This is a genomic window from Halorubrum sodomense (genome assembly GCF_900111935.1).
Classification (GTDB): Archaea; Halobacteriota; Halobacteria; order Halobacteriales; family Haloferacaceae; genus Halorubrum; species Halorubrum sodomense.
Genome location: NZ_FOYN01000003.1, coordinates 584,513 through 601,581, shown reverse-complemented (window position 1 = coordinate 601,581; position 17,069 = coordinate 584,513). Strand labels below are relative to the sequence as shown.

The window sequence follows — 17,069 nt, the reverse complement described above, 5'->3', positions numbered from 1 at the left end:
TATAACCCGACGGCGATTAGCGACGGTAAGTTCCTATGTCAGAGCAGAGCGAATACGGAGCCGGCCAAATACAGGTCCTCGAAGGCCTACAGGCCGTCCGTAAGCGACCGGCGATGTACATCGGGTCCACGGACGGTCGAGGGCTCCACCACCTCGTCTACGAGGTCGTCGACAACTCCATCGACGAGGCCCTCGCGGGCCACTGCGAGGAGATCGAGGTGCGGATCCGCGACGACGGTTCCGTCTCCGTCAGCGACGACGGGCGGGGAATTCCGGTCGACACCCACGAGGAGTACGACCGGCCCGCGCTGGAGGTCATCCTGACCGTCCTCCACGCCGGCGGGAAGTTCGACTCCAAGTCGTACCAGGTCTCCGGCGGCCTCCACGGCGTCGGCGTCAGCGTCGTCAACGCGCTCTCCGAGCGGCTGGAGGTCGAGGTCAGACGCGACGGCGGCGTCTTCCGTCACGAGTTCGCACGGGGCGAACCGGCCGAGGACGGATTCGAGCGCGTCCGCGATATGGGACCGGACGAGTCGACCGGGACGGAGATCCGTTTCTGGCCCGACGAGGAGATATTCGAGACGACCGAGTTCCAGACCTCGACGCTCGCGAACCGGCTCCGCGAGCTGGCGTTCCTCAACTCCGGCGTCGAGATCCGCCTCGTCGACGACCGCGACGACACCGAGGAGACGTTCAAGTACGACGGCGGCATCCGGGAGTTCGTCGCGTACCTCAACGAGACGCGCTCGCCGATCCACGAGGAGGTCATCTACTTCGAGGACGAGACCGACGGCGTCCACGTCGAGGTCGCGATGCAGGCGACCGAGGAGCTCCAGGGCTCCGTCCACGCGTTCGCGAACAACATCAACACCCGGGAGGGCGGCACCCACCTCACCGGGTTCAAGACCGCCCTCACCCGGACGGTCAACGACTACGCCAACGAGCACGGACTCGTCGACGACCTCGACGCCAACCTCAAGGGCGAGGACGTCCGCGAGGGGCTCACGGCGGTCGTCTCGGTGAAACACCCCGACCCGCAGTTCGAGGGGCAGACGAAGACGAAGCTCGGCAACAGCGAGGTCCGCGGCGTGGTCGAGTCCGCCACCCACGAGAAGCTCGGCACCTTCTTCGAGGAGAATCCGGACACCGCCGAGAAGGTCGTCCATAAGGCCGCCGAGGCCGCCAGAGCGCGGAAGGCCGCGAAGAAGGCCGAGGAGCTCACCCGCCGGAAGTCGGCGCTGGAGTCGACCGCGCTCCCCGGCAAGCTGGCGGACTGCCAGACCCGCGACCCCACCGAGGCGGAGCTGTTCGTCGTCGAGGGCGACTCCGCGGGCGGCTCGGCAAAACAGGGCCGCAACCGCGAGAACCAGGCGATCCTCCCGCTGAAGGGGAAGATCCTCAACGTCGAGAAACACCGCCTCGACCGCATCTTGGAGAACGACGAGATCCGCGCGCTGATCACCGCGATCGGTGCGGGGATCGGAGAAGAATTCGACATCGAAGATGTCAGATATAATAAAATAATTCTCATGACGGATGCGGATGTCGACGGAGCCCACATCAGAACGCTCCTTCTCACGCTCCTCTACCGCCACATGAAGCCCCTCTTGGAGGCCGGCTACGTGTACGCGGCCCAGCCGCCCCTCTATCGCGTCCGCTACCGCGGCGAGACGTACGACGCGATGACCGAGGAAGAACGCGACCGCATCGTCGAGGAGGAGTGCGACGGTAACCCCACCCAGGTCCAGCGGTTCAAGGGCCTCGGCGAGATGAACCCCGAGCAGCTGTGGGACACCACGATGGACCCGGAGAACCGCCGCCTCAAGCGGATCAACATCGACGACGCGGCCGCCGCCGACCGGATGTTCAACGTGCTGATGGGTGACGCGGTCGAGCCGCGGAAACAGTTCATCAAGGAGCACGCGACCGACGCGGAGTGGGTGGACATATGAGCTCGGAGACGCCGGACGCCGACCCGGGCGACGTGCGCGCCGCGCAGGTGACGAACGCCCGCATCGAGGACGAGATGGAGCAGTCGTACATCGACTACGCGATGTCGGTCATCGCGGGCCGCGCGCTCCCGGACGTGCGAGACGGGCTCAAACCCGTCCACCGCCGCATCCTCTTCGCGATGAACGAGGCGGGCGTGACGAGCAACTCCGCGCACCGCAAGTCCTCGTCAGTCGTCGGCGAGACGATGGGTGACTACCACCCGCACGGCGACAGCGCCATCTACGACACGCTCGCGCGGATGGCGCAGGACTTCTCGATGCGCTACCCGCTCGTCGACGGGCAGGGGAACTTCGGTTCCGTCGACGGCGACCCGCCGGCCGCGATGCGGTACACGGAGGCCCGGATGGCCCCCATCGCGGAGGAGCTCATGGCCGACATCGAGCGCGACACCGTCGACTTCCAGGCGAACTACGACGATCGCCTGGAGGAGCCGGAGGTGTTGCCCGCGGCGTTCCCCAACCTGCTCGTCAACGGTTCGTCGGGCATCGCCGTCGGGATGTCGACGAACGTCCCGCCGCACAACCTCGGCGAGGTGATAGACGCCACCGTCGAGCTCATTCAGACCCCGGACGCGACCGTCGAAGACCTGATGGAACACGTCAAGGGGCCGGACTTCCCGACCGGCGCGAACATCGTCGGCCGGAACGCGGTCCACAAGGCGTACAAGACGGGTCGCGGACGGGTTCGCGTCCGCGCCGAGTTCGAAGTGATGGAGGAGGAGGGCCGGATCGTCATCTCGGAACTCCCCTTCCAGCAGAACAAGTCGCGGCTCGTCGAGCGGATCGCGGAGGACGTCAACGAGGGCGCGATCGAGGGGATCCGCGACCTCCGCGACGAGTCCGACCGCGACGGGATCCGGATCGTCGTCGAGCTCAAGCGCGACGCGATGGCCGAGGTCGTCAAGAACCAGCTGCTCGAGAGCCACCTCGAGCGGACGTTCGGCGTCATCAACCTCGCCTTAGTCGACGGCTCGCCGCAGGTGTTAGACCTCAAGCAGACGCTCGAACACTACGTCGACCACCGCCGCGAAGTGGTCCGGCGGCGCTCCGAGCACGAGCTCGCGGAGCGCGAGGACCGAGCGCACATCCTCGAAGGGCGCCTGAAGGCGCTCGACAACGTCGACAGCGTCGTCGAGACGATCCAGGACTCCGACGACCGCGACGCCGCGAAGGCCGCGCTGGAGTCGACGTTCGACTTCACCGAGGCGCAGGCGGCCCACATCGTCCGGATGCAGCTCGGCTCGCTCACCTCGATGGAGACGGCCGAGATCGAGGAGGAGTACGAGGAGGTGAACGCGCGGATCGAGCGGCTGGAGACCATCCTCTCTGACCCCGACGAGCTCGACCAGGTGATCGTCGACGAGCTCCGAGAGATCAAAGCGGAGTACGACGACGAGCGCCGCACGAGCTTCATCGAGGACGTCGGGGACGTGACCCACGAGGACCTCATCCCCGAGGAGGAGTGCGTCGTCGTGATGAGCGAGGACGACTACATCAAGCGGATGCCGCTCGACGAGTTCCGCGCGCAGAACCGCGGCGGCAAGGGGATCATCGGCACCGGACTCAAGGAGGGCGACCGCGTCTCCTCCGTGTTCGCGGCCAACTCCCACGACTACCTCCTCGTGTTCACGAACCACGGGCAGATCTACGAGCTGAAGACCTACGAGATCCCGGAGATGTCACGCACGGCGCGCGGGAAGTCCGCGGTCAACCTCCTCGACCTCGACGACGGCGAGGAGATCGAGTCGGTGGTCAACACCGATGACCTCGACGACGACGAGTTCCTCACCATGGTCACCCGCGACGGCTACGTCAAGCGGACCGCGGTCGACGAGTTCGGCAACATCCGGTCGACCGGGATCCGCGCGATCCGGCTGGAGGACGGCGACGAGCTCGTCGACGTGGAAGTGACCGACGGCGACCGCGACATCGTCATCGGCAGCCGGCACGGGATGGCGATCCGCTTCGACGAGTCGGACGCCCGCGCGATGGGTCGCACGGCCCGCGGCGTGATCGGGATCGACCTCCGCGAGGACGACGCCGTCGCCGGCGTCGCCGCCATCGACGACGCGTACCACAACTGGGTGCTCACGGTCACCGAGAACGGCTACGGGAAGCGCTCGGACCTCGACGAGTACCGCCCGCAGTCGCGGAACGGGAAGGGGCTCGTCGACATCAAGACCGGCGACCGCAACGGCGAGGCCGTCGCCATCGAGGCGGTCACCCACGGCGACCACCTCGTCGCGATGAGCGCCGACGGCCAGATCATGCGGACCCGCGTCGAGGAGATATCCACGGTGAGCCGCAACACGAAGGGTGTCATCGTGATGAACCTCGAACCCGACGACGAGGTCGCCTCCGTCGACATCGTCCCCGAGTCGGTCCACGCCGCCCCGGACGGAGACGAGGCCGCCGAGACGGACGACTCGGCGTAGCCGTCCCCGACGGCCCGATCCTCGACGGCGTCGACGACCGCGAGTCGCGTGTGCGGGGTTGAAGTTCCGACGCGACGAGCGACCGGCATGAAACGACGCACGCTCCTCACCGCGAGCGCCGGAACGGTCGCCGTCGCGGCCGCCGGCTGTCTCGGCTCCGACCCCGACCCGAGCCGCCTCGACCTGACGGTCCGCAACGACGGCGACGCCCCCGTCGACGTGGAGGTGACCGTCACGGGCGACGACGGAACGACGTACGAGGAGACGTCCGACCGCGTCGACGCCGGCGTCGCCCGGGCGTTCGAGGTCACCGTCGGCGCGACGGGGCGCCACGAGGTCGCGGTGACGGGCGCCGACTGGGAGGGACGGCTCGCGTGGGACGCGGGCACCTGCGCGTTGTACGACGGGCGGGTGACGGTCGACGCCGAGACCGTCGCGGTCGCGGGCGAGTGCGTCGACCCCCGGTAGGTCTCTCAGGAAAATTACTTACTGTCGCCGCGAAAATCACCGGCCGAGATGGACGAGTACGAGGGGATAGACGAGGTCGTACACGAACCGAGCGAGGCGTTCGCCGAGTCGACGAACGTCGCCGCGTTCATGCGCGAGTACGGGATCGACGACTACGAGGAACTGATCGAGCGCACCACATCGACGGTCGACGGCGAGCCCGCGTCCGGCGTCGACTGGTTCTGGGACGAGATCGTCGACTACCTCGACATCGAGTTTTACACGGACTACGAGGCGGTCCGGGACAGCGCGGAGCGACGCTCCGCGGGCAACCGGACGCAGTCCGGTGACGACGCCGACGGCCCGCAGTTCTCCGACTGGTACCCGGGCGGCGAGATCAACGTCGCGCACAACGTCGTCGACCGCCACGCAGCCGTCGACTCGCCGAACCGGAACCGGGTCGCGCTGATCTGGGAGGGCGAACCGGGCGACGTCCGCGAGGTCACCTTCCACGAGCTCCGACGACAGACAGATCGCGTCGCCAACTACCTGACGGAGGCCGGGATCGAGACCGGCGACACGGTCGGGCTGTACATGCCGATGGTGCCGGAGGTCGTCGCGATCCTCTACGGCTGCCTGAAGGTCGGCGCGATCGCGGTGCCGATCTTCTCCGGGTTCGGCCGCGAGGCGACCGCGACGCGGATCGACGACGCGGAGCCCTCGGTACTCTTCACCGGCGACGGCTTCTACCGCCGGGGGGACGAGGTCCGGCTGAAGGCGACCGCGGACGAGGCGATCGCGGACGCCGGCCACGTCGAGGAGGTGGTCGTGTACGACCGGCTCGGGGCGACGCCCGCCGGGGGCGGCGACGACGGCGGCGGCGAGGCCGACCCGAGCGACGGCGCCGACGCAGACCCCGTCCCCTGGGACGGCGATCGCGACCGGACGTGGGACGAGGCGGTCGGCTCGCAGCCGGCCGACTACGAGACCAAACACCTGCCGAGCGACCAGGAGTCCATGCTGCTGTACTCCTCGGGGACCACCGGCGAGCCCAAGGGGATCGTCCACACCCACGCGGGCGTCCTCACGCAGTGCGCGAAGGAGATCCACTTCGGCTTCGACCAGAAGCCCGCCGACCGGTTCTTCTGGGTCTCCGACATCGGCTGGATGATGGGTCCGTGGACGCTGATCGGCAACCACGCGTTCGGCGGGACGGTGGTGATGTACGAGGGCGCGCCGGACCACCCCGAGCCGGACCGCTTCTGGGAGCTGATCGACCGGCACGGAATCACGCAGTTCGGCATCTCCCCGACCGCGATCCGCGCGCTCCGCAAGCAAGGAGATGAGTGGGTCGAAGACCACGACCTCTCCTCGCTCCGGATCCTCGGCTCGACGGGCGAGCCGTGGGACCCCGAGTCGTGGCGCTGGTTCTACGACGCGGTCGGCGGCGGCGACTGCCCGATCATCAACATCTCCGGCGGGACGGAGATCTGCGGCTGCTTCCTGATGCCGATGCCGAACCAGCCGCTGAAGCCCTGTACGCTCGGCGGCCCCGGGCTCGGGATGGACGTCGACATCGTCGACGAGACGGGCGAGTCGGTGACGGAGTCGGGCGAGCGCGGCTACCTCGTCGCGCGCGACTCCTGCCCGTCGATGACGAAGTCGCTCTGGTCGGGCGACGAGCGCTACCTCGACGAGTACTGGTCGACGTGGGACGACCTGTGGGACCACGGCGACTTCGCGCAGAAGGACGAGGACGGCTTCTGGTTCCTCCACGGCCGCGCCGACGACGCCCTCAACGTCGCGGGCCGGAAGGTCGGGCCGGCGGAGATCGAGGGCGTCCTCATCGACCACGACGCCGTCAACCAGGCGGCCGCGGTCGGCGTCCCCGACGACACCACCGGGACCGCGGTCGTCGCGTACGTCGTCCTCGAACCGGGCGTCGAGCCGGGCGACGACCTTCGCGAGGAGCTGCGGGCCCTGGTCGGCGAGGAACACGGCAAGCCCTTCCGGCCGCGCGAGCTGCTGTTCGTCGACGCGTTCCCCAAGACGCAGTCCGGGAAGATCATCCGGCGCGCGATCGAGTCGGTGTACGTCGGCGAGGATCCGGGGGACCTCTCGTCGATGGAGAACCCAGAGGCCCTCGACGCGCTCCGCGACCCGGCCTGAGCGCGACCGGTCCCACGGCGATCCGTCCGGCGAGCGCCTCAGGCGGTCGCGTCCGCGACCGCCTCCTCGACCGCGTCGTAGTCCGGCTCCTGCCCGGCGTCGTCCGCGAGCCAGCGGTAGGTCACGACGCCGTCGGCGTCGATCACGAAGACGGCGCGCTGCGCGACCGTCTCCACGCCGTAGTGTTCGAACTCCTCGATCACGTCGTACGCCTCGATCGCGCGGTGGTCGGGGTCGCCGACCAAGGCGAACGGGAGGTCGTACTGCGCGCGGTACGCCCCGAGCGCGTGTGGCAGATCGGTGCTCACGCCGAACAGGGTACAGTCGTCGCGGTCGAACTCGTCGCGCAGCGCCTCCATCTCGTCGGTACAGGTGTTCGAGAAGGCGGCGGGGAAGAAGGCGAGCACGACCGGCTCGTCGCCGAGGCGGTCGGAGAGGTCGAACGGCGCGATGTCGCCGTCCACGAGCGATCCGGTGAAGCCGGGCGCGTCGTCGCCGATGTCTGGCATATCGGATCGTCGTCGGCCGAGCGTATCACCGTTTCGGCGGCGGAGCCCGGCCGGAACCCCGATCCTCCGAACCGCGTCACCGAACGACGGACGGCGGCGCGGTCGGCGTTGGGGGGAATCAAGTGCGCCGCCGACGAACGCTCGCGCATGTCAGGCCCTCCACGCCGCCCGACCCGCCGACGGATGGCACTGTTCGCGGCGACCGCCTCGCTGACGGCGCTGTCCGGGTGTCTCGCGGACGACTCCGGAGACGGCGCCCGCCAGGAGACGGCGCTTCGGCTCGACGAGGCGTCGCCCGTGGGCGTCTCGAACGAGTTCAGCACCCCTGTCGACGCCGTCGACCACGCCGGACGGGCGGCCGTCCGGACCGCGGTCGACGGCGGTGAGGCGACCGTCAGCGGCTACTACGCGCCGGGCGTCTCGGCGCCGTACGTCGTCACCGACGACGCCGAGTACTACCGCGTCCGGACCGAGACGGTCCACTCCGTCCCGGCGACGGGCTACGCGTACACGGTCGCCGTCGACTCCGTCGACTCCTTCCTCCTCGGTCCGCCGTCGAGCGTCCCCTTCGCGGACCTCCCGGAGCACGACCGCGACGCCGTCCGCGACGCGATCGGGAACGCGTCGCTCGTCCACGCACCGCATTATCCGCCGTTCGAGGTCACCTTCGCGTACGCGTCCGCCGAGCGACGGGAGCGCTCGCGGTTCGTCCCGGGGAACGACGGGCAGCGGGTCGAGTGGGACGGCGAACTGCTCCGGTTCGCGTTCGACGGAGAGCGGTCGGCCGAGATCCCGACCGTCGCCGTTCGCGCCGACCGCGTCGCCTCGTCGCAGGGGGGCTTCCGCCGCGCAGTCGGGGAGGCGCGCGGCCGATCCGTCGAGGGCCTGACCCCGGACCAGCGTGCGATCCTCGACGCGACGATCGAGTCGGAGTACGCGGAGGTCGCGCCGCACTCGGACGCGTTCGCGGCCGTCATCGACGCGCTCTCGACGGACGAGGGCGTCGCCCCGCTCGTCCGCTACGACGGTGAGTGGTACTTCGCACACCTCGATCGACCGGACTGACTCGGTCGGCTCGCGCGCCGACCGCGGCGATCCGGCGAGGCAAAAAGACTATAATCGCCACAGGGTTACTGCGAGACAGACATGGTAACTGCGACACCACTGATCGGCGGCATTCCGGCGGGGCCGGAGCTCCTCATCATCCTGCTCGTGTTGGTCCTGCTGTTCGGGGCGAACAAGATTCCGAAGCTCGCTCGGTCGACCGGCCAGGCGATGGGAGAGTTCAAGAAGGGCCGCGAACAGGTCGAAGAGGAACTGAAAGACATGCAGGAGAGCGAGACGGCGGACTCGACGCTCGACGACGAGGACGACGACCTCGACGACCTCGAGACCGAGACCGACAAGGAAACCAGCGCGTAAGCCGCCCCGCCGCCGACCGATCTCCGCCGTCCCGTTTTCTTCACCCCTTCTGGGCGCGTGGCCTAGCGGACAGGGCGAGAGGTTCCTAACCTCTCGATCGCGGGTTCGAATCCCGCCGTGCCCGCTACCTGCGAACGAAGTGAGCAGTAGCGGGCCGAGGATTCGAACCACGCGAGACGAACAAAGTGAGTCTCGCCACCGGGTTCGAATCCCGTCGCGCCCGTGACCGAACGTAGTGAGGGAACGGGCGCGACTGGCTCCACGCTCGCTTCGCTCGCTCACGTGGATCCCGCCGCGCCCGCTATCTGCGAGCGGAGTGACTGAGGTTCGAAGCCAGTCGCGCCCGTCGGCGGCGAAACCAGTTCGGGGAGGTTACTCCGTAACCCGTTCGAGAACGATCCGGTCGTCGAATCGTCCGCGTCGCTCGGCCTTCTCGGACCGGAGTTCCTCCAGTTGCTCGGCCGTGAGCCCGTCGAGTTCGCGGAGCGCGTGGACGACCTCCAACACGTCGGCCAGTTCCTCCGGGTCGCGGCTCTCCCGGTACTCCGCCGTCTCCTCGGCTAACTTCTCGGCGAGGCGATCCGCGAACTCGTCCTCGTCGGCGACGTGCGTCCGCGGCCGCTCCCCGTCCGCCTCGATGATCCCCGGGATCTCGTCTCGTACCAGCTTGTCGTATTCGCCGGCCATGTCGGTCGATCGGCGCCAACCCATTTGGCTTCAGGGGGCGTTCGAACCTCTCAGTCCGTGTCCTCTCCCAGCCGCCGGAACGAGCGCGACGCGAGCGCGACGGAGCCGACCGCGATGGCGAGCGTCGCGCCCGCGAGCAGCGCGCCCGGCTCGTACAACAGCGGCGGGTGGTAGCCGAACCCGTAGTCGACGACGACGTTGACGACGCCGAGCGCCAGCGCCGCCGCGAGCGCCCCGCGCGTCGTGCGGCCGAACGCGGGGAACAGCAGCGCGAGCCCGACGAACAACAGGTGCGTGCCGATCACGCCCCAGTAGTAGATCCAGGCGTCGGGCGCGGCGACGTACCGGCCGAACGCGAGGTTGAGCGAGACCAACGGCCAGACGCCGAACTGGATCAGCCAGACGAACGCGAGCGTGTGGAGGTACGCCAGTCCCAGCGACGCGGGAGCGTCCGCGGAGACGTCGCCGCCGCGCCGAACGGTCGCCACGAGGGTCGCGAGGACGGCGCCGCCGAGCGCGACCGCGACCGCCGAGTCCGCGTACAGCGGCCAGAGGAATCGCGGCACCGCGCCGGCGGTCGGCGCGTAGTACCCGACCCCCACCGCGAGCATGAAGACCGTGAATCCGCAGACCGCGGCGAGGCTCCGAGGCGTTCCGAGCAGCTCCTCGGCGATCGCCGCCCGGACCCGCTTCCTGACTACGGGCCGTCGGAGCTGCCGAACTCGTCGGAACCGTTCGGAACGTGACACGGCCGCCGGTCGGAGCGCGAGGACCTAAAATCCGCCTGTCCCGGTCGATTATCAATCGCGGTGTTTTGCGAGACACCTTTTTCAACGGATGAGGAGTCATCACGACTATGACCGACGAGGACGCCGAGCGTTCCGCCCCCCGATCCGAACCCGCGGGGGAGCGCTCGCCGTCCGATGCGTCCGCCGAGGAGAGGGCGGCGGACTCCGACGGAGCGGAAGGCGGGACAGAAGCGGAAGACGGGACAGAGGCGGAAGGCGAGACAGAGGCAGAAGGCGAGACAGAGGCGGAGGACGGAGAGGGGATACCAGGCGAGACGCGGAGGGAGGAAGCGGACGCGACGGACGAAGAGACCCCGGTGACGACGGAGGCGGATGCGGAGGCGGAACCGGTAGATCAGACGGGGTCCGGCGATTCGGACGAGCCGACGTTCGAACCCTCGGAGTTCGGCGCGAGAGACGGACCGACCGAGGGCGGACCGGTCGTCACCGACAGATACAGTTGGCGGTCGCTGCTCGCGGAGTACGGCCGAGCGGACGCCGCGGAGCGCGTGTACGCCGACGTACCGGACGTGCCGGTGGTTCCGGCCGACGCGGTCGCCCGCCACCTCCCGAACGGCGTCGACGAGGTGGTCCGGGCCGCCGGCGTCGACGAACCCTTCGAGGCCGACGGGGAGACCGCCGTTCCCGGTCACGGCACTCCCGATCGGGGCACGCTCGTCGTCGGTCCCGACGCCGTCGTTCTCGACGGCGCCGCCGTCGTGCCGACCGGCGAGCGACGGGCGTCGCCGCCGGCACCCGTCGCCGCCGGAGACGCCGACGGCAGTGAAGTCGACGACGGAGCGGGCGCCGACGTCGAGGGCGACTCCTCGGCGGCAGAACCCGACGAGGCAGGGGCGGCCCCCGACGATGACGACGGGCCGAGAGACGCCGGCGATTCCGCCGATTCCGCCGATTCCGGCGATTCCGCCGACAGCGTGGATTCCGCCGACGCCGCGGATCTCCGTCCGGACACCGTTTTCACCGGTCCGGTCGGTCGCGGCGGCGTCTCCGGGGTCGTCGTCGCTCTCGGGGACGGCGTCGAGTCGGTGCCGTCGCGCGCGCCGACCCCGGAGGAGTGGGACCGAGTCGACTTCGATCCGGCGGCACTCCTCGGGTTCGACCCGGACGAGATCGGCTACCGGTTCCGCGCCGCCGCCGCGGTCGGCGGCGTCCTCTGGGACCGGTGCGCGGCCCGGTACGACCCCTACTCGGTCCCGGTGTTGAAGGGGTACTACACGTGGGACGACTACCGCGAGGAGTTCTTCCTCGACGAGGACGGGAATCCGCCGACCGAGGAGAACGAGGAGGGAGAGGCGGTGCCGCTCGAGTTCACCCACGAGGACAAGACGGAGGCGCTCGGATTCGATCCGGACCGGACCGAGGAGCTGCTCGGGGCGGGCGGGGGCGCCGCGGCCGACCTCGCCGACCTCGTCGAGGAGCGAACCGTGAACGTCAATCCCGAGGTCGACGAGGACGCGTTCTTCTCGACCGGGGAGGGTCGGACCACCCTGACGAACCGGTACGACCTCGAGAAGGCGGTGCCGATGCCGAAGAAGACGCACTTCCGCGAGGAGGAGCGCTACTGGGTGAACAAGCCGTACGCGTTCGTCATCGTCTTCCGGTCGACGAAGGAGAACGAGGCGAAGTACTACGCCGTCCAGCCGTACCGCACGGAGATCGAAACGGACCTGACGGAGTTCCTCACCGGGAAGCTCCGCACGTCGATCAAGTACGCCGACGAGTCGATCGCGGGCGGCGACGAGGCGTTCCGCGAGGAGGTGATCGTCGAGGAGACGCGCTCGCTGCTCGACCGCTACGGGCTCTACGAGGACGACGGCGACGATCGCGGGCTCGCGGACACGCTGGTCGACCGGTTCGGCATCGACCCGACGGAGGGCATCGCGGGACGGATCGCGGAGTCGCTGGGGTACGAACCACCGATCGAGTCGCCGTCCGACCCGCCGTCGATCAGCGCCCGCCCGGAGCCGGCCGTCCTCGCGGAGGACGCCCGGACGCTCTCCGCACACCAGGTCGAGAAGCTGCTGTACTACCTCAAGCGCGACTTCATCGGCTACGAGCGGATCGACCCGATCAAGTACGACATCAACGTCGAGGACATCTCTTGTGACGGGTACAACTCCCCCGTCTTCGTCTACCACTCGGAGTACGAGCAGATCATCACGAACATCCACCACGGCACCGACGAGCTCGACGACTTCGTCGTGAAGCTCGCCCAGCGCTCCGGGAAGGGGATCTCGAAGCGCAGACCGCAGGTGGACGCCACGCTCCCGGACGGCTCGCGCGCCCAGCTCACGCTCGGCCGCGAGGTGTCCGACCACGGGACCAACTACACGATCCGGCAGTTCAACGACGTCCCGTTCACCCCCATCGACCTGATCAACTGGAAGACGTTCTCGCTCGACGAGATGGCCTTCCTGTGGCTCTCGATCGAGAACCACAAGAGCCTGATCTTCGCGGGGGGCACCGCCTCCGGGAAGACGACGAGCCTGAACGCCGTCTCCCTGTTTATCCCCTCGAACGCGAAGATCGTTTCCATCGAGGACACCCGCGAGGTGGAGCTCCCGCAGCGCAACTGGATCGCCTCCGTCACGCGCCCCTCGTTCTCCGACGACGACAAGGGCGACATCGACGAGTTCGACCTGCTTGAGGCCGCGCTCCGCCAGCGTCCCGACTACATCGTGATGGGCGAGATCCGCGGCGAGGAAGGGCGGACCGCCTTCCAGGTGATGTCGACGGGCCACACCACCTACACGACGTTCCACGCCGACTCGGTCGGCGAGGTGCTCAAGCGGTTCACCACCGACCCGATCAACGTCTCGAAGACGATGTTCACGGCGCTCGATTTAGTCTCCATCCAGACGTCGACCCGCGTTCAGGGGAAGAAGGTGCGCCGGAACAAGTCGATCACCGAGATCAACCACTACGACGCCGAGAACGACGAGATCAACGTTCAAGACGTGTTCCAGTGGCAGGCGGAGACGGACGAGTTCCTCCAGATGGGCGACTCGAACACCCTCGAGGACATCATGTTCGACCGCGGCTGGAGTCGGGCCATCCTCGACGAGGAGCTCCGCAAGCGTCGGGTGGTGTTGGCGTACCTCATCGACCGCGGGTTCAACAGCTACGCGCAGGTGGCGGCGACGTTCCAGGCGTTCATCAACGACCCGGAGACGGTGCTGGCGCTGATGGCCAACGACGAACTGGAGCGGTCGCTTGAGGACCTCCGCGAGATGGAGTCGGTGCTGATCAACGTCGACCGCGAGAAGGAGGCGCTGGTCCCCCGTCCGAAGCCGGACGAGGAGGGCAAAAGAGAGGCGAAGGAGATACTCGAATCCGCCGACGACCTCTTCGAGACGTACCGCGGCGAAGTGCCGGACTCCGTCGCGAACGCCCTCCTCGAGATGGACCGCGTCCCCGATGTCGAAGCCCGTCCGACGGACGACCGCGAGGCCCTCGCCGAGACGGCGCGGGAGGCGGACGCCGCCGAGCCGGACGCGATCGACGCGGACGCGGGCGACGCGGACGCCGCCGAGTCGGACGCGGCCGAAGCGGACGCGATCGACGCGGGTGAGACCGACTCCGGCCCTTCGGCCGCCCCGTCGCCCGGTCCCGCGCACGGTGATTTCGAGGGGGTTTCCGAGGCGGTCCCGGCGGGCGACGGCTCCGGCGAGGGCATCGACTTCGACGAATCGTTCGACGAGGGGGTCGACGTCCTCTCGTCGCCCGCGGGACCGCCCGATCGGAGCGCGACGCCGGACGTGAGCGAGGGGTTCAGCGCCGGCGGCCCCGTCGCGAGCGACGCGCCCGACGAAACCGACGGCGACGAGTCGAGCGCCATCGACGACGGGGAGAGAGACCGCGTCGACGACGCGGGCGCTGACGGAGATGGAGACACGGAGACCGACGACGGGGACACGGGCGCGAGCGACGGCGGTTTCGACGACAAATCGAGCGACGACATCGACGACTGGGGGTTCGACGCCGTCGAACCCGAGGAGGACGACTGACGCGATGTCGGTCGCGAGGGCCGAGCCGTGAGCCTCGACCTGGACGCGGGCGAGAGCGGCGTCGACGCGAACGTCCTCGCCGGGCTCTGTTACCCGGTGTTCGAGCGACTGTTCGACGCCGACGGCGACTTCGTCGGAGACGTCGAGCGCAAACTCGTCGAAGCGCGGATGCCCGATCAGGTCGAGATGTACGTCTCGCTGGCGCTCGCCGTCGGACTCTCGGTCGGCGGCGCGCTGTGGGCGCTCGGGACGGCGGTCGGCTACGGGGTGTTCTCGCTCGGGCTGATCGACCCGTCGACGCTCTCGCTCGGCGTGCCGGCGCCGACGCCTGCGGTCCAGGAGCTGCTCCGCTCGCTCGTCGTCCCGACAGCGGTGCTTCTCAGCGGGCTCGTCTTCGGATCGATCGGGTTCGCGGTCGGGTTCGGCGGGGTCGTCGCGGTCCCGTACTCGCGGGCCTCGGCGCGGAAACGGGAGATCAACCTCCTGCTCGCGGACTCCGTCTCGTTCATGTACGCGCTCTCCGTCGGCGGGCTCAACCAGCTCGAAATCCTTCGCGCGATGGCGACCGCGGAGGACACCTACGGCGAGGTGTCCCGCGAGTTCCAGAGCATCGTCAACGAGACGGAGTACTTCGGCACCGACTACCGCAACGCGATCCGCCAGCAGTCGATGGAGACGCCCTCGGACGAGCTTTCCCAGTTCCTCTCCGACATGCTCTCTATCGTTAACTCCGGCGGCGACATGGAGGGCTTCCTGAAGGACAAAAAGGAGAAACACCTCCGCACGTCGAAACAAGAGCGCGAGATGACCTTGGAGACGCTGGAGCTGTTCGGCGAGATGTACATGACGCTCTCCTTGTTCCCCTTGCTTCTCATCATCATCCTCGTCATCATGGGAATGATGGGCGAGGCCGACGACCGGCTGTTGTACGCGACGGTGTACGTCCTCATCCCGCTGGTCGGCGTCGGCTTCCTCGTGTTGGTCTCGACCGTGAAACAGGACGACCCGGGCGACGGCTTCCTCCAGCCCGACGGCGGGAGCGAGCGGCTCCGACAGACGAGCAAAGAGGGGCTGCTCCACTTCGGGCTCGTCGAGGCGTTCGTCGGGACGTCCGGCGTCTTCGACCGCATCCGCGACCGCGAAGGGACCCACAAGACGGTGGAGATCCTCTCCGCGCCGCACCTCTTCCTCCGCGAGAACCCTCCGTACACGCTCGCGTTGACCGTTCCCGCGTCGCTCGCGATCGTCGGCGTCGCGGTCGCGTCCGGCTCGGCGCCGACGACGTTCGACGGGTGGGTCGCCCGTCCGGTGTGGTCGGCGTTCGTGTGGGTGTACGTCCCGGTGTACGTCGTACTGATCCCCCTCGGGTTCTTCTACGAATGGCACCAGCGCTCGCGTCGGGCGGTGACCGGGAAGCTCTCCGATACGCTTCGGAAGCTCTCGTCCGCGAACGACACCGGGCAGACGCTGCTCGAGTCCGTGCGCACGGTCTCGGAGACGTCGACCGGGAAGCTCGCCGAGGAGTTCGAGGTTATCCACGCGAAGGTGAACTACGGGATGAGTCTTCGCGACGCCCTCGTGGAGTTCAACAACGCCTACGCGGTCCCGCGGCTCGCCCGGACCGTGAAGCTGATCACCGAGGCGCAGGAGGCGTCCTCGCAGATCACGGACGTGTTGACGACCGCCGCACAGGCCTCGGAGAACCAGGACGACATCGAGCGCGAGCGCAAGTCCCGGACCCGGATGCAGGTGGCGATCATCGTGATGACGTACGTCACGCTGCTCGGCGTGATGGCCATCCTCCAGACGCAGTTCATCGCCGTGATGGGCGACCTGGTGAGCCAGAGCGACGGCGGGGGCGGGGCGGGCTTCGGTGGCGGCGGCGGCGTCGACCCGGACGTCCTCTCGATGCTGTTCTTCCACGCGGTGACGATTCAGGCGATCCTCTCGGGCTTCATCAGCGGCTACATCCGCGACGCGGAGCTGATCTCCGGCGTCAAGTTCGCCGTGATCCTGATGACGCTGGCGCTGGGGGTGTGGATCTATGTCGGGTGACCGCGGGCAGACGGTCCTCGACTTCGTCGTCGGGATGTCCGTGTTCCTCGTCGCGGTCGGGTTCACCTTCTCGTTCGTCCCGTCGCTGTTGGAGCCGTACGCCGTCGGCGAGGGAGCGACCGTCATCGTGGCCGAGCGCGGCGCCGCGCGGCTGGCGGAGTCGTCGCTCGCCGGCGGCGGGTCGGCCGCGACGCTGTCGCACGCCTGTACGCTCGCGTTCTTCGACGGGACCGATCCGGAGACGGCCGCCGACGAGTCGGACTGTACCTGGACGGCGAACGCGAACGACCTGCACGCCGAACTCGGCGTCGACGACCGCCGGGGACTCAACCTCACCGTCACGCGACGCGGGGCCGTCGGGACGCTCGACCCCGACGGCGCCGCGGTCGCGATGCGCGCCGGGCCGGCGCCGCCGCGGAGCGAGAGCGTCTCGTCCGCCAGTCGCATCGTCACGATCGACGACCCCGAGGACCGGCGGGGGCCCGAGACCTACCGGCTCACGCTGCGGGTGTGGTGA

At 68.7% G+C, this 17,069-nt stretch carries 12 protein-coding genes and 1 tRNA gene; 10 read left to right on the top strand and 3 right to left on the bottom strand.

The window, feature by feature from the left end; genetic code table 11:
* Positions 1-35 precede the first annotated feature (35 nt).
* The 4 genes from gyrB (at position 36) to BM286_RS12350 (ending at position 7,063) form a co-directional block, all read left to right on the top strand.
* Complete coding sequence (gyrB, locus tag BM286_RS12365) at positions 36-1,952, top strand: DNA topoisomerase (ATP-hydrolyzing) subunit B (protein ID WP_092922746.1); 1,917 nt, start codon at positions 36-38, stop codon at positions 1,950-1,952.
* The gene (gyrA, locus tag BM286_RS12360; RefSeq protein WP_092922743.1) at positions 1,949-4,447 is read left to right on the top strand and encodes a DNA gyrase subunit A; all 2,499 of its coding nucleotides are present in this window, start codon (positions 1,949-1,951) and stop codon (positions 4,445-4,447) included. The genes gyrB and gyrA overlap by 4 nt, the downstream gene beginning before the upstream one ends.
* 87 nt (positions 4,448-4,534) lie before the next feature.
* Positions 4,535-4,915: a hypothetical protein gene (locus BM286_RS12355; protein ID WP_092922740.1), complete on the top strand. Its 381-nt coding sequence runs from the start codon at positions 4,535-4,537 to the stop codon at positions 4,913-4,915.
* Positions 4,916-4,963: 48 nt separating this feature from the next.
* On the top strand, positions 4,964-7,063 hold the full coding sequence (locus BM286_RS12350) for an AMP-binding protein (RefSeq protein ID WP_092922737.1): 2,100 nt from the start codon (positions 4,964-4,966) through the stop codon (positions 7,061-7,063).
* A 38-nt stretch (positions 7,064-7,101) separates the two neighbouring features.
* On the opposite strand, the gene BM286_RS12345 is transcribed toward BM286_RS12350, so the two are convergent.
* Complete coding sequence (locus BM286_RS12345) at positions 7,102-7,572, bottom strand: redoxin domain-containing protein (RefSeq protein WP_092922734.1); 471 nt, start codon at positions 7,570-7,572, stop codon at positions 7,102-7,104.
* A 183-nt stretch (positions 7,573-7,755) separates the two neighbouring features.
* Here BM286_RS12345 and BM286_RS12340 point away from each other — a divergent pair, with 183 nt between their 5' ends.
* From BM286_RS12340 to BM286_RS12330, 3 genes are all read left to right on the top strand, one after another.
* The gene (locus tag BM286_RS12340) at positions 7,756-8,637 is read left to right on the top strand and encodes a hypothetical protein (protein WP_241989406.1); all 882 of its coding nucleotides are present in this window, start codon (positions 7,756-7,758) and stop codon (positions 8,635-8,637) included.
* 81 nt (positions 8,638-8,718) lie between these two features.
* Positions 8,719-8,994: a Sec-independent protein translocase subunit TatA/TatB gene (locus BM286_RS12335; protein WP_092922728.1), complete on the top strand. Its 276-nt coding sequence runs from the start codon at positions 8,719-8,721 to the stop codon at positions 8,992-8,994.
* Between the two features lie 51 nt (positions 8,995-9,045).
* A tRNA-Arg gene (locus tag BM286_RS12330) sits at positions 9,046-9,118 on the top strand.
* A gap of 248 nt (positions 9,119-9,366) precedes the next feature.
* Here BM286_RS12330 and BM286_RS12325 read toward each other — a convergent pair.
* Positions 9,367-9,681: a nucleoside triphosphate pyrophosphohydrolase gene (locus BM286_RS12325; protein WP_092922725.1), complete on the bottom strand. Its 315-nt coding sequence runs from the start codon at positions 9,679-9,681 to the stop codon at positions 9,367-9,369.
* 50 nt (positions 9,682-9,731) lie between these two features.
* A complete protein-coding gene (locus BM286_RS12320; protein WP_092922722.1) occupies positions 9,732-10,430 on the bottom strand; it encodes a DUF1405 domain-containing protein in 699 nt (232 codons plus the stop codon).
* 107 nt (positions 10,431-10,537) lie between these two features.
* Between BM286_RS12320 and BM286_RS12315 the strand changes: the two genes are divergently transcribed.
* The 3 genes from BM286_RS12315 to BM286_RS12305 are packed head-to-tail and all read left to right on the top strand — an operon-like array spanning position 10,538 to position 17,069.
* Positions 10,538-14,497 carry an ATPase, T2SS/T4P/T4SS family gene (locus BM286_RS12315; RefSeq protein WP_092922719.1) on the top strand — a complete coding sequence of 1,320 codons (3,960 nt, stop codon included), beginning with the start codon at positions 10,538-10,540 and terminating at the stop codon, positions 14,495-14,497.
* Positions 14,498-14,524: 27 nt separating this feature from the next.
* Complete coding sequence (locus BM286_RS12310) at positions 14,525-16,552, top strand: type II secretion system F family protein (protein WP_092922716.1); 2,028 nt, start codon at positions 14,525-14,527, stop codon at positions 16,550-16,552.
* Positions 16,542-17,069, top strand: coding sequence for a DUF7287 family protein (locus tag BM286_RS12305; protein ID WP_092922713.1), 528 nt, complete (start codon positions 16,542-16,544; stop codon positions 17,067-17,069). The genes BM286_RS12310 and BM286_RS12305 overlap by 11 nt, the downstream gene beginning before the upstream one ends.

Coding starts and splice junctions, on each gene's coding strand:
- BM286_RS12340 (WP_241989406.1), top strand. CDS start 7,756: ATGGCACTGTTCGCGGCGACCGCCTCGCTGACGGCGCTGTCCGGGTGT.
- BM286_RS12325 (WP_092922725.1), bottom strand. CDS start 9,681: ATGGCCGGCGAATACGACAAGCTGGTACGAGACGAGATCCCGGGGATC.
- BM286_RS12335 (WP_092922728.1), top strand. CDS start 8,719: ATGGTAACTGCGACACCACTGATCGGCGGCATTCCGGCGGGGCCGGAG.
- BM286_RS12305 (WP_092922713.1), top strand. CDS start 16,542: ATGTCGGGTGACCGCGGGCAGACGGTCCTCGACTTCGTCGTCGGGATG.
- BM286_RS12345 (WP_092922734.1), bottom strand. CDS start 7,572: ATGCCAGACATCGGCGACGACGCGCCCGGCTTCACCGGATCGCTCGTG.
- gyrB (WP_092922746.1), top strand. CDS start 36: ATGTCAGAGCAGAGCGAATACGGAGCCGGCCAAATACAGGTCCTCGAA.
- gyrA (WP_092922743.1), top strand. CDS start 1,949: ATGAGCTCGGAGACGCCGGACGCCGACCCGGGCGACGTGCGCGCCGCG.
- BM286_RS12355 (WP_092922740.1), top strand. CDS start 4,535: ATGAAACGACGCACGCTCCTCACCGCGAGCGCCGGAACGGTCGCCGTC.
- BM286_RS12350 (WP_092922737.1), top strand. CDS start 4,964: ATGGACGAGTACGAGGGGATAGACGAGGTCGTACACGAACCGAGCGAG.
- BM286_RS12315 (WP_092922719.1), top strand. CDS start 10,538: ATGACCGACGAGGACGCCGAGCGTTCCGCCCCCCGATCCGAACCCGCG.